The sequence below is a fragment of the Pseudofulvibacter geojedonensis genome, from assembly GCF_042675745.1.
GTDB classification, from domain to species: Bacteria; Bacteroidota; Bacteroidia; order Flavobacteriales; family Flavobacteriaceae; genus Pseudofulvibacter; species Pseudofulvibacter geojedonensis.
In genome coordinates this window covers 1-12,763 of the sequence record NZ_JBHTJM010000010.1, presented here as the reverse complement: position 1 = coordinate 12,763, position 12,763 = coordinate 1, and the positions used below count along the sequence as shown (strand labels likewise).

Here is a 12,763-nt window from a genome sequence, read left to right as displayed (position 1 = left end):
TTTTCCAAAAGTAAACAATAAATTCCTTTTTTAAGTCGTTAATTATAATCAGAACTTTTATTTAAAGTTATTTATTTTTTTAAAATGTCTTGCGTTATAATCTATATTTATTATATTGCGGACTTGAACTATATCGTTAACCAAGATATGAAAATGAGAAAATTTTTTGCCCTAAAGATTTTAGTAGTACTAACAGTCTTTGCAACCACAAGCTGTAAAAAAGGAAACAAAGGTGGATCTAGTGCCACTGGATGGAAAATCAACTCTAAAGAAGGAGGTTTTCAATACAATACAAAATACAAAGAACAGGAAACTGCTCCAGGATTGGTATTTATTGAAGGAGGTACCTTTACTAAAGGTAAAGTGCAAGATGACCCTATGCACGATTGGAACAATTCTCCAAACCAGCAGCACGTACAATCTTTTTATATGGACGAAACTGAGGTAACCAACATAATGTATATGGAGTACCTTGATTGGATGAAAAAAGTGTATCCACCAGAAAATGATAATTTCAAAAAAATATATGACGGAGTAGTTCCTGACACCTTAGTTTGGAGAAACCGTTTAGGCTACAACGAGGTAATGACTAACAACTATTTACGTCACCCAGCATACCAAAACTACCCAGTAGTAGGTGTTAGTTGGGTTCAAGCTAACCAGTTCTGTGTTTGGAGAACTGACCGTGTAAACGAATTAGCTTTAGAAAAAGAAGGGTACTTAAAAGAAAATTCTAAAGTAACAGATGTTGACGCTGATAAAAACTTTAGCACACATACTTATATCATTGCGCCAACTAAAACTTACGGTGGTGACGAAGAAATTTTAAATGGCGGTAAAAAGAAAAGCAAAACTGCTAATGATTCTACCGGTTTATACGCAACTAGATCTACTGGTATTCTACAACCAGATTACAGACTACCTACAGAAGCTGAATGGGAATTCGCTGCATTAGGCATGTCTGAAATTAGAAGTTATAACGTACACAGAGGTAGAAAAAAATACCCATGGAACGGACAATATTCTAGATCTGGAAAAAGAGTTACAAGAGGTGACCAAAATGCTAACTTTAAACAAGGTGACGGAGATTACGGTGGAATTGCTGGATGGTCTGACGATGGTGCAGACATTACTGCAGAAGTAAAATCTTATTACCCAAACTCATACGGTTTATATGACATGGCAGGTAATGTTGCAGAATGGGTTGCTGATGTTTACCGTCCTATAGTTGACGATGAATTTTCTGATTTTAACTACTATAGAGGTAATGTTTACACAAAAAATAAAATTGGAGAAGATGGTAAAGTTGTAATTATTGACTCTGATTCTATTGGATATGATACCTTATCTAACGGAAAAGTAGTTGCTACTGTTTTACCAGGTCAAATTGCTCAAGTGCCGGTTGACGATGAAGAGACTTACTTACGAACAAACTTCAACAAGTCTAACCATATTAACTTTAGAGATGGAGACAAACCTTCCTCTAGATACTTTAGAGATTTCGCTGGAGACGATGAAGGAGATAGTGAAGGTAATAACGGTCCTAAAAAAGAATCTGCAGAAACAAGACAAAACATGTATAACTCTCCTGACCATAGAGTTGAAGTTGATTCTTTAGGAAACATGATTAAAGAATATGATAAAAATTCTAAAAGAACATCTTTAATTAATGACGAAGTAAGAGTTTACAAAGGTGGTTCTTGGAAAGATAGAGAGTATTGGTTAGATCCTGCTCAAAGAAGATTCTACCCTCAAGACATGGCTACAGACTATATCGGATTTAGATGCGCAATGTCTAGAGTAGGTTCAAAATCTAAAGGAAAAGGAAAAAGAAAAACTCCTAGATAGTAAAAAATATTTTCATAAAGAAAAAGCCTTATTTAACAATAAGGCTTTTTTTAATCTAATTATTTAAAATGAATATATCAGAACTTCATAAACTATTTTTAACAAGCTCTGGAATCAATACAGACACAAGAACAATAAAAGAAAACGAACTCTTCTTCTCTTTAAGTGGCGACAATTTTAATGGCAATAAATTTGCCCAACAAGCAATAGATAAAGGAGCAAAATACGCAGTTATAGATGACAAAGATTACGAAACTGAAAACACCATATTAGTAAGCAACACTCTTGAAACTTTACAAGATTTAGCACGGTATCATAGAAACCAACTATCTTGCCCAATTATAGCACTTACAGGAAGTAACGGAAAAACCACCACAAAAGAACTTATAAATGCTGTTCTAAAAACCAGTTACAAAACTTCTGCAACAATAGGTAATCTAAACAACCACATTGGTGTTCCCCTAACTTTACTAAGAATGCATAAAGATACCGAAATAGGCATTGTAGAAATGGGTGCTAACCACCTAAAAGAAATTGAGTTTTTATGTAATATAGCACAACCAGATTATGGATACATAACCAATTTTGGCAAAGCCCATTTAGAAGGTTTTGGGAGCTTAGAAGGAGTTATAAAAGGTAAAAGTGAATTATACGCATACTTAAAAAACAAGAATAAATCTGCATTTATTGATTTAGACAATAACAAACAAGTAACACAAGCTTCAAACATAAATCATATTACATTTTCGCAAACAAAGAAGTCTTACATAAACTGTAAATTTATTGATGCAAACCCTAATGTAAGAGTAGCATTTGATGACAGTGTAATACATTCTAACTTAATTGGAAGTTACAACTTCACCAATATATCTGCAGCTATATGTATTGGCAAATACTTTAAAGTAAGCGATAACAATATAAAAAACGCTATAGAAAACTACATACCTACAAACAATAGATCACAAATAGTTGAAAAAAACTCTAATAAAATCATATTAGACGCTTACAATGCCAACCCTACAAGCATGAGAGCTGCATTAGAAAATTTTAACAGGTTAGAGGCAAAACACAAAACTGTTTTTATTGGAGATATGTTTGAGCTAGGTGCTGATAGCGAAAAAGAACACCAAGACATTGTAAACTATATTAAAACATTGAAAATAGACAGTGTTTATATCTTAGGTAAACAATTTAATAAAACCACACACAGCAACATACAAGCTTTTGTAGATTTTAACGACTTTAAGGAACAGTTTAAAACAAAAATAAGTAATAGTACTATATTGATTAAAGGATCGAGAGGAATGGCTCTAGAGCGTATTATTGACATCCTTTAAAACAAACAAAAACTTAATACAAATAAAAAAGTCTTACTTTAAATAGTAAGACTTTTTTGTGGGCGATGAGGGATTCGAACCCCCGACCCCCTCGGTGTAAACGAGGTGCTCTGAACCAACTGAGCTAATCGCCCCTTATTTAAGGACTTTTTAACAGAAACTAGTTGTGGGCGATGAGGGATTCGAACCCCCGACCCCCTCGGTGTAAACGAGGTGCTCTGAACCAACTGAGCTAATCGCCCTAGTATCTGATTGCGGATGCAAATATAACATCTATTTTTAAGTCCACAACTATTTTTTAATGAAATTTTTAAAGAATTTCTGCAACAACAAAGGTACTTCCTCCTATGTAAATACAATCTCCTAAAATCGCTTTTTCTTTTGCCGCCATATAAGCCTCATTAACAGATTGATATCCTTTTCCTTTTAACCCTAAGACAAAGGCTTTCTTTAATAAATCATCTACATGCAGTTTTCTATTACTATTGGGAGCACAAAAATAATACTGAGCAGAAGAAGGCATAATAGTAAGTACTTTGTCAACATCTTTATCTGCTACCATACCAAACACAATGTGCAAATGATTAAATTTCTCTTCTAACAATTGCTTCATGGTTAACGTTAACCCCTCACAATTATGAGCTGTATCACAAATTGTCTTAGGATGATCATTTAGAATTTGCCACCTACCTAAAAGATTTGTTAATCCAACAACATTCTGTAACCCAACAACAATATCTTCCTGCGAAACAACAAAGCCCTTTAAACAAGCTAAAGTAGCTACAACACCATTCATGTTTTTTTGTTGGTAAGAACCTAATAAATCTGTTTGATACTTCATCCTTTCTGAATTTGTATCTGCAAAAACTATCAAGCTATTTCTTTTAGAAGCTAAATCTATAAATACTTCTTTTGTATCATTCTGAGTTTCACTAATTACTACAGGAACATTATTCTTTATAATCCCTCCTTTTTCTTTAGCAATACTTTCTAGCGTATTTCCTAAAAACTGAGTATGATCGAATCCAATATTAGTAATTAAACTGACTTCTGGCGTAATAATATTAGTTGCATCTAAACGTCCGCCTAAACCAACTTCTATTATCGCTATATCTACCTTATGTTCTGCAAAATATTCGAAAGCCATTCCAACAGTCATCTCGAAAAAAGACAAGCTATTCGCTTCAAAAAAAGTTTGATTCCTCGCTATAAATTGAACAACAAATTCTTGAGAAACCACATTGCCATTTATCTTGATTCTTTCTCTAAAATCTTTTAAATGTGGCGACGTATACAAACCTACCTTATAACCCGCTTGTTGCAACACAGCAGCAAGCATATGACTAGAAGAACCTTTTCCATTAGTTCCTGCAACATGTATAGATTTAAATTTATTTTGAGGATTATCTAAATAATTTGCTAAAGCAATAATATTAGACAAGTCGGCTTTATAAGCCGACTTGCCAATTTTTTGATAGGCTGGCAATTGTGCAAACAACCAATCTAACGTTTCTTGATATGTCATTATATTAGTACAGACTAAAGTTGTAAATTATTTTTCCAACTTGCTTTTCTGGCGCATTAGCTGCAGCCTGCCATTTTGTTTTTAATGCAGCTATTTTAGCTTGCTCTAACAAGCAACTTTCTGTTGTTGTACTTCCTTTAGCGCCAGGTGTTGCAGAGATCACTTTTCCAGTTCTATCAACCTTTATAGCTACTACAACTCTTCCTTCTTTATTACAATTGTATTTGGGTGTTGGCCTCCTTAAAGGTAAACGACCAATTAATTGGTAATTACCTCCTGACCCATTTCCTGGATCTGTGTAATATTCTGGGGCATTAGGATCACCGTTATCATCGCCTTTATCTCCATCTTCATTATCATCACCTTCATTTCCTGATGAATTTCCATTTGCTGGTGGCCCATTCAAAACACTAGACAAAGCATCTTGTGTAGATTGATCTGGTTTTGGAGGAGCTGGAGGAGCTGCTTCTTCCTTAGGCGTTTCTTTAGGCTCCTCTTTTGGTGTTTCCTTAGGAACTTCTTTAGGTTCTTCCTTAACAGGATCTACTACTGGCACATCTTCTGTAGTTTCTTCTGTAATAACTTCTTCTGTTACTTCTTCTACAGGAGTCTCTACAACTTCTTCAACCGGTTCTTCTACTACCTCTTCTACGGGATCCTCGGGAGTCACCTCTTCTTCTACAGGTTCCTCTGGAGTTACATCTTCCGTTGGTTGTGTTTTTAATTCTTCTAAAGGCTGATCATCTCCAGAACCAAAATCTGTAGTTCCAAAGTTAACTTCCATACCGTATTCTATTGGCGGATCAAAAGCTTCTAGTGGTTTATAAAAGAACATCAAAAGAAAAACAATAAGTGCCGTTAAAGCAGTTAACTTAGCCGCTTTCTTTTCATTATCATCTTTAAATATTTTATTCATAACTAATTATTTTATAGTTACACTTACACATTAACCATACCATTATTGAGGCCTTACTGCTAGTGTAGATTTGATTTTATTTCTATTTGCTATATCCATAACATAAACAAAGTCTTTTAATTCTACTGTCTCTTCTGCTCTCAATACTATACTTGGCTTTTCCAAAGTATTTATTTTATCTAAAATATATGCTTCTAATCTTTCTTTTTCTACTTTCTGATTATCGACATAATAAGTTAAATCTTTAGTAATACTAACCGATAAGCTTTTAGATTGTGTTGTTTTACCTCCCGATTTTGGTAACAACAAATCGATTGCATTAGTTGAAACTAATGTTGAAGCTATCATAAAAAAGATTAACAATAAGAATACAATATCTGTCATAGATGACATATTGAATTCTGGTGTTACTTTATTTCTTCCTCTAATATTCATTTCTATTTTTTTAATTTAAAGATTAAACAATATTGACTAAAAGATTTTTTAAACCTTTCAACCTTTAAATTAAGCAGGCTCATTTAATAAATCGAAGAATTCTAATGAATTGGCTTCCATCTTATAAATAATCTTATCTGTTTTTACTACAAGATGATTGTAAGCCATATACCCAACAATACCTACTACTAAACCTGCAACAGTAGTTGTCATTGCTGTATATAATCCGCCTGCCAATGTTTTAATATCTATATTCCCTCCAGAATTAGCAATCTCAAAAATAGATATAATCATTCCTACTACTGTACCCAAGAAACCAATCATTGGAGCTGCACCAGAAATGGTTGCCAAAACACTAACATTTTTTTCTAATTTATATATCTCTAAACGCCCAGCATTTTCTATAGCTGTATGTATATCTTCTAATGGTTTACCTATTCTTGATATTCCTTTTTGAATTAATGCCGCTACTGGAGTTTTTTCTGATGCACACAACATTTGAGCTGCTTCTATTTTTCCATTTGAAACGTGATCTTTTATCTGATTCATAAAGTTGTCATCTATTTTAGAAGCTGACTTAATTGCCATTAAACGCTCAAAATAGATATATACCGCAACTATAAACAATACAAACAACAAACCAATAATAATTTGTCCTCCTACTCCGCCTTCGAGTATTATATTAATAATTGAAAACTCTTTCTTTTCTGTCTGTTCTAAACCTTCGGTTACTTGTTGAGCTGTTTCTTGAATTGATAGCAACATGGGCAATATAAATTATTAAGTTAATATTTGTTTTAAACGAAAATACAACTCCTTAATTGTATGTTCATTATTATTTTCTAAAAATAGAACATTTATACCAATATTCCACCCTACTTTTTTGCATAAAAAAAGCCATTCAAAACTGAATGGCTTTTTTTATATTTTACAATGAAATTTATGATAATATTAGCTTTACCATTAAATACCCTACTCCTCCTAACACAATTGTGTAAGGTAAGGCCATTTTAACCATCTTACCATAAGATAAGTTAATTAGCGGAGCTAATGATGACGTTAATAAAAATAAAAAGGCTGCTTGTCCGTTTGGAGTTGCTACACTTGGCAAGTTTGTACCTGTATTAATAGCAATAGCCAATTTTTCATAATGCTCTCTGGTTATGCTACCATTTTCAAATGCCTGTTGTACCTCTCCTATATAAACGGTTGCCACAAACACATTATCACTAATTGCAGATAATACTCCGTTAGCCACATAGAATAAACCTGGCTGAGATGCAGGATCTTGTTTTAAAGCCCAAGCAATAATTGGACTAAATAAATGCTGATCGTGAATCATAGCTACAACTACAAAGAAAACTACTAACAAACCTGTAAACGGAAGAGCTTCTTCAAAAGCATGTCCTAAAGCATGTTCTTCTGTAATCCCCATAAAAGCTGTCTGCACAATAATTAAAGCTAAACCTATAAAACCAACAGGTGCTATATGCAAAGCTAAACCTATAATTAACAAAATAGCTGCTACTCCTTGAACCCATAGTCCATATCGCTCCTTATTAGTCCTTTTAGCTTCTTCTTTTAAAGTATAATTTTCAATAATTCTACTAGCCACTTCTGGCATTTTAGCTCCAAAACCAAACACTCCTGTTACTTCTAAAACTACTGTCGTTAGCAATCCACAAACTAAAACTGGAATGGTAATATCTTTCATAGCTAAGAAAAACTCAACAAAATCCCAACCTAAACGTTCACCTATTAATAAATTCTGCGGTTCTCCTACTAAAGTACATACACCTCCTAATGCAGTACCAACTACACCATGCATTATTAAACTACGCAAAAAACTTCTAAATTGTTCGAGTGTTTCACCACTTAGCTCTTTTTTATCAAGTATTCCATCATGATCATAATCTTCGAAACTTGAATGTATTTTATGGTACACTCCATAAAATCCTACCGCTACACTAATCAACACAGCTGTCACCGTTAAAGCATCTAAAAACGCTGATAAAACAGCAGCTAAAAACACAAATAATAACGATAGGACTACTTTAGATTTTACTTTGGTAAATACTTTACTAAAAATAAACATTAGTAAAGGCTTCATAAAATAAATACCCGCAACCATAAAAACTAATAGCAAAATTACTTCTAAATTTTGATCTACCTCATGATAGGCATTCTTAGGAGTTGTTAGTCCTAAAGCTATAATCTCTATTGCTAACAGACCACCTGATTGTAACGGATAACATTTTAAAGCCATTGCCAAAGTGAAGATAAACTCACCTATAAACAACCAAGAAACTATACTATGCGCTTGGTGCGCATCCATAATAGCTGGTAAGCCAAAATACAGTACTACATTCATGATTAAAAATGCAATCATGGTTATTTTAAACCATTTTGGACTGTTTCCTAAAAAATACTTCATCATAGTATATGGGTTTTATTTATTTATTTTTCAATCTATACAACTTAAATCAATTGCTTTAATGCAATTTCAAAAGCTGTTTTACAGATTTCTGTTTTACTACTATTTTTACCGTTGGTTTTTGTCAATGCATTTTTTATAATATTAGATGTATCATCAAATATTGCTTTATCTTGCATTGGTAAGTCTACTTTTGCTTCCATTAAGTAGGCAAAAACTCTTGCTATACCACAATTTGATATAAAGTCTGGTAACAAACTAACTTGACTATCAGTATACTCCATTATAGGACCAAAGAAAATTTCTTTATCTGCAAATGGCACGTTTGCTCCTGGAGAGATTACTTCTAAACCACTATCTATCATTTGTTGAACCTGCTCTTGAGAAACCAATCTAGATGCTGCTGCTGGAACAAATATTTCTGCTGGTAAGCTCCAAATATTTTCATTAATTTCAGAAAATGGAATCATATTATCAGCTTTAAGCTTGTTTCCGTCTTTATTCAAAAACAAAGCTCTCATTTCGCTCATAGTAAACCCTTCTTCATTTATCAAACCTCCATCTCTATCAATAATACCTACCACTTTAGCTCCTAACTGAGTTAAATAATACGCTGCTGCAGAACCAACATTACCAAATCCTTGAACAATTGCTCGCTTTCCAGTAATAGAACCACCATAAATAGCGTAATAATGTTTAACAGCTTCAGCTACTCCGTAACCAGTTAGCATATCTGCTACTGTATACTTTCTAGATAAATCTGGCGAATAATTTTCATCTTCAATTACCTTTATAACTCCTTGGCGTAATTGCCCTATTCTATTAATTTTATCTGCTTCTGTTGGCTTGAAGTGACCATTAAAAATACCTTCTTGCGGATGCCATACACCACAATTTTCGGTAATTGGAATTACATCCTTGTCTGCATCTACATTTAAATCACCTCCAGTTCCATAATAATGTTTCAATAAAGGTGTAACTGCTTTATACCAACGTTCAAGTACTCCTCTTTTTCTAGGATCATTAGGATCAAAATTAATACCCGATTTAGCCCCACCTATAGCAGGTCCAGAAACCGTAAACTTAACTTCCATTGTTTTTGCTAAAGACAAAACTTCATTCTTATTTAAGCCTTTTCGCATTCTAGTACCACCTCCAGCAGCACCTCCTCTTAAAGAATTAATTACTGTCCATCCTTCTGCATCTGTTAATTGATCTTTCCAGTGAAAAACAATTTCTGGTTGCTTTTCTTCGTATTTTTTTAATAAATCTTTCATTATTTATTGCTTTAACCTTTTTTATAATATTTATACTATCAAGCCTATAGCTTGCATAAACTGAAGTTTTTAATTTAATGCTACCCACAAGGGGTGTTAAAGCTGATCCATTTAGAAGCTGTTTTATTAAAGTCTGCCAAATATAAAAAACTAATTACTATTATTATAATTAAATATACATCCTGAAGAATGGTCTCTACTTGCTCCTGTAACTGATGCCAGTACGTTTACTTCACCTCTTAGTCTAAGCACTCCTAAAAAAGCAAAGATTAATGCCTCTTTAAATTCTAACAAAGTGTTATCAGGAATTACAATTTCGGTATCACATAACCTACGTACTCTACTTATCAAAAAATCATTATAAGCTCCACCTCCCGTAATTAAAACCTTACTATTAGCTTCAAACTGACTACTTATTTGAATGGCTACATGTTCTACAAAAGTTCTTAATATGTCTGGTGTAGATAATTGAAACGAATCAATCAAAGGGTATATATGCTGTTTAACCCACTCTAAACCTAAAGATTTTGGTGCATTTTCATGATAGAATTTTATTTTATTGAGTTCTTGCAACAATTCATTATGCAAAGCTCCACTTGCTGCAATCTTTCCTTTATCATCATAATTCAATCCTAACTCTTTTACATAGTGATTCATAACAATATTAACTGGAGATATATCATACGCTACTCTATTTTCTTTCATTTTTGTTGATAGGTTCGAAAATCCTCCTAAATTCAAACAATAATCGTATTCAGAAAATAGCAATTGGTCTCCAATAGGAACTAGAGGAGCACCTTGACCTCCTAATTTTACATCTTGTATTCTGAAATTACAAACAACTTTTTGCTTAATTAAATCTGCTATAATTGGTAAATTACCTATTTGTAATGTTAATTTATTTTCTGGTTGATGTAGAATTGTATGGCCATGACTACATATAGCATCTATTTTATTTAGCTGATACTTTAGTATGAAATCTGTTATAAAAGATGCTAAATATTTTGTGTACCTTTTATCTAATTCAATTAAGGCTTTATCAGTATAGTTTATTGCTTTCCTTAATTCCTCTTCCCAAAAGTTAGTATATGATTTGGTTTCGGCAAGTATAATATCATATGTCCATGTATCTTTTCTTTCAAATTTTACATAAGCTAAATCTACTCCGTCTAAAGAAGTACCAGACATTACACCTAAAACAAAATATTCATCTTTAATCATACAAGTAAATGTAACATTATCAATTGAATAATTCGCATTAAAAACCTATATTTGGGCTTTCTTATTAAAAATTTCACAATAAAAACATACGATACATGGATTTTAGCCTTACAGAAGAACATTTAATGATTCGAGATGCAGCAAAAGATTTTGCTCAAACAGAATTATTACCTGGAGTAATTGAAAGAGATGAAAAGCAAGAATTCCCTCAAGAATTAGTTAGAAAGATGGGAGATTTAGGATTTATGGGAATTATGGTAGATCCTAAATATGGAGGAAGTGGTATGGACGCTACTTCTTATGTATTAATTATGGAAGAGCTTTCTAAGATTGATGCTTCTGCTTCTGTTATGGTATCTGTTAATAATTCATTAGTATGCTATGGTTTAGAGGCATATGGAACTGAAGAGCAAAAGCAGAAATACTTAGTACCATTAGCTAAAGGTGAATGTATTGGTGCTTTTTGTTTAAGTGAACCAGAAGCTGGTTCTGATGCTACTTCTCAAAGCACTACAGCCATAGATATGGGAGACCATTATGTATTAAACGGAACTAAAAACTGGATTACCAATGGTGGTAGAGCTAAATATTATTTAGTAATAGCTCAGACAGACAGAAGTAAAGGACACAGAGGAATCAATGCTTTTATTGTAGAAGCAGGAACTCCAGGCTTCGATGTAGGACCTAAAGAAGATAAGTTAGGTATTAGAGGATCTGACACTCATACTTTACAATTTAATGATGTAAAAGTACCTAAAGAAAATAGAATTGGAGAAGATGGGTTTGGTTTCAAATTTGCTATGAAAACCTTATCTGGTGGTAGAATTGGTATAGCAGCACAAGCATTAGGTATTGCAGCAGGAGCTTACGAATTAGCTTTAAAATACTCAAAAGAGCGTAAAGCTTTTGGTACTGAGATTTGCAACCACCAAGCTATTGCTTTTAAATTAGCTGATATGGCTACAGAAATTGAAGCTGCAAGATTATTAGTTATGAAGTCTGCTTGGGACAAAGATCAAGGTAATAACTTTGATATGTCTAGTGCTATGGCTAAACTATATGCTTCTAAAGTAGCAATGGAACAAACAGTTGAAGCCGTTCAAATTCACGGTGGAAACGGATTTGTAAAAGAATACCACGTAGAGCGTTTAATGCGTGATGCTAAAATTACTCAGATTTACGAAGGAACTTCTGAAATACAAAAAATTGTTATCTCTAGAGGAGTTATTAGAGACTAAATAATACTGATATTTAAAAAAAGCTACACAAATAAGTGTGGCTTTTTTTATACCTAATAAATAAACTATAGAATTTTTATCCACAGAGCGGAGTTATATTAGAAATGAATTTGCTTCTAGCAAAACAGCTTAGTGTATAAAAATAGCTTTAACTATTCAACCTTATTGTTAACTTTTTCACTTGCTCTTAAAACATAAAACAAAAGGTAAATTACCCACCCCATATAAGAAAGAGCAGAAACTATTATTTTCTACTGTTAATAATAATGATACAAATTAGATTAATACTAGTATTAAAAGCGAGATTTTCTGTAATTTTATTAAAGTTAGATTAAACAGTAAACTCTTTGCTTTACAAAATAATTTAATACTCTATTAGTTAAAATATATCTATAATATCAAACAACACTAAGAAATAAATAGATGTTATTATATAAACTAAACCTTCTACATTAATGATTACTTATATTAGAATTCATTGTATAAAAAAACCCTCAACATTTTAGTTGAGGGTTTTTGTTATAAAGAAGGC

Annotated in this window: 10 protein-coding genes and 2 tRNA genes; 3 read left to right on the top strand and 9 right to left on the bottom strand. The window is 32.7% G+C overall.

The annotated features are described in order from the left end of the window. Nucleotides 1-147: 147 nt before the first annotated feature. Nucleotides 148-1,848, top strand: a complete 1,701-nt coding sequence (gene gldJ / locus ACFQ1O_RS11950; RefSeq protein ID WP_377716262.1) for a gliding motility lipoprotein GldJ — start codon at nucleotides 148-150, stop codon at nucleotides 1,846-1,848. A gap of 68 nt (nucleotides 1,849-1,916) precedes the next feature. Beyond that, entirely contained in the window at nucleotides 1,917-3,185 is a 1,269-nt protein-coding gene (locus ACFQ1O_RS11945) for a UDP-N-acetylmuramoyl-tripeptide--D-alanyl-D-alanine ligase (RefSeq protein WP_377716261.1), read from the top strand. Nucleotides 3,186-3,244: 59 nt separating this feature from the next. Here the strand turns inward: ACFQ1O_RS11945 and ACFQ1O_RS11940 are convergent. From ACFQ1O_RS11940 to ACFQ1O_RS11900, 9 genes are all read right to left on the bottom strand, one after another. Then, nucleotides 3,245-3,319 (bottom strand) — tRNA-Val (locus ACFQ1O_RS11940). A gap of 33 nt (nucleotides 3,320-3,352) precedes the next feature. Then, a tRNA-Val gene (locus tag ACFQ1O_RS11935) sits at nucleotides 3,353-3,427 on the bottom strand. A 68-nt stretch (nucleotides 3,428-3,495) separates the two neighbouring features. Beyond that, nucleotides 3,496-4,710 (bottom strand): bifunctional folylpolyglutamate synthase/dihydrofolate synthase, encoded by a 1,215-nt coding sequence (locus tag ACFQ1O_RS11930; RefSeq protein WP_377716260.1) that lies wholly within the window; start codon nucleotides 4,708-4,710, stop codon nucleotides 3,496-3,498. Nucleotides 4,711-4,714: 4 nt separating this feature from the next. Continuing rightward, complete coding sequence (locus ACFQ1O_RS11925) at nucleotides 4,715-5,626, bottom strand: energy transducer TonB (protein WP_377716259.1); 912 nt, start codon at nucleotides 5,624-5,626, stop codon at nucleotides 4,715-4,717. A gap of 42 nt (nucleotides 5,627-5,668) precedes the next feature. Continuing rightward, nucleotides 5,669-6,061, bottom strand: coding sequence for an ExbD/TolR family protein (locus ACFQ1O_RS11920; RefSeq protein ID WP_377716258.1), 393 nt, complete (start codon nucleotides 6,059-6,061; stop codon nucleotides 5,669-5,671). Nucleotides 6,062-6,130: 69 nt separating this feature from the next. Further along, the gene (locus ACFQ1O_RS11915; RefSeq protein WP_377716257.1) at nucleotides 6,131-6,826 is read right to left on the bottom strand and encodes a MotA/TolQ/ExbB proton channel family protein; all 696 of its coding nucleotides are present in this window, start codon (nucleotides 6,824-6,826) and stop codon (nucleotides 6,131-6,133) included. A gap of 175 nt (nucleotides 6,827-7,001) precedes the next feature. After that, a complete protein-coding gene (nhaB, locus tag ACFQ1O_RS11910; protein ID WP_377716256.1) occupies nucleotides 7,002-8,498 on the bottom strand; it encodes a sodium/proton antiporter NhaB in 1,497 nt (498 codons plus the stop codon). Nucleotides 8,499-8,539: 41 nt separating this feature from the next. Then, complete coding sequence (locus ACFQ1O_RS11905; RefSeq protein ID WP_377716255.1) at nucleotides 8,540-9,772, bottom strand: Glu/Leu/Phe/Val dehydrogenase dimerization domain-containing protein; 1,233 nt, start codon at nucleotides 9,770-9,772, stop codon at nucleotides 8,540-8,542. Nucleotides 9,773-9,922: 150 nt separating this feature from the next. Further along, nucleotides 9,923-10,993 (bottom strand): anhydro-N-acetylmuramic acid kinase, encoded by a 1,071-nt coding sequence (locus ACFQ1O_RS11900; protein ID WP_377716254.1) that lies wholly within the window; start codon nucleotides 10,991-10,993, stop codon nucleotides 9,923-9,925. 95 nt (nucleotides 10,994-11,088) lie between these two features. Here ACFQ1O_RS11900 and ACFQ1O_RS11895 point away from each other — a divergent pair, with 95 nt between their 5' ends. After that, on the top strand, nucleotides 11,089-12,231 hold the full coding sequence (locus tag ACFQ1O_RS11895) for an acyl-CoA dehydrogenase (protein ID WP_377716253.1): 1,143 nt from the start codon (nucleotides 11,089-11,091) through the stop codon (nucleotides 12,229-12,231). Nucleotides 12,232-12,763: the final 532 nt, after the last annotated feature.

Bases quoted from the DNA above. Each gene is read 5' to 3' on its own strand.
- ACFQ1O_RS11930 (WP_377716260.1), bottom strand. From the start codon at position 4,710: ATGACATATCAAGAAACGTTAGATTGGTTGTTTGCACAATTGCCAGCC.
- ACFQ1O_RS11895 (WP_377716253.1), top strand. From the start codon at position 11,089: ATGGATTTTAGCCTTACAGAAGAACATTTAATGATTCGAGATGCAGCA.
- ACFQ1O_RS11900 (WP_377716254.1), bottom strand. From the start codon at position 10,993: ATGATTAAAGATGAATATTTTGTTTTAGGTGTAATGTCTGGTACTTCT.
- ACFQ1O_RS11905 (WP_377716255.1), bottom strand. From the start codon at position 9,772: ATGAAAGATTTATTAAAAAAATACGAAGAAAAGCAACCAGAAATTGTT.
- gldJ (WP_377716262.1), top strand. From the start codon at position 148: ATGAAAATGAGAAAATTTTTTGCCCTAAAGATTTTAGTAGTACTAACA.
- ACFQ1O_RS11945 (WP_377716261.1), top strand. From the start codon at position 1,917: ATGAATATATCAGAACTTCATAAACTATTTTTAACAAGCTCTGGAATC.
- ACFQ1O_RS11915 (WP_377716257.1), bottom strand. From the start codon at position 6,826: ATGTTGCTATCAATTCAAGAAACAGCTCAACAAGTAACCGAAGGTTTA.
- ACFQ1O_RS11920 (WP_377716258.1), bottom strand. From the start codon at position 6,061: ATGAATATTAGAGGAAGAAATAAAGTAACACCAGAATTCAATATGTCA.
- ACFQ1O_RS11925 (WP_377716259.1), bottom strand. From the start codon at position 5,626: ATGAATAAAATATTTAAAGATGATAATGAAAAGAAAGCGGCTAAGTTA.
- nhaB (WP_377716256.1), bottom strand. From the start codon at position 8,498: ATGATGAAGTATTTTTTAGGAAACAGTCCAAAATGGTTTAAAATAACC.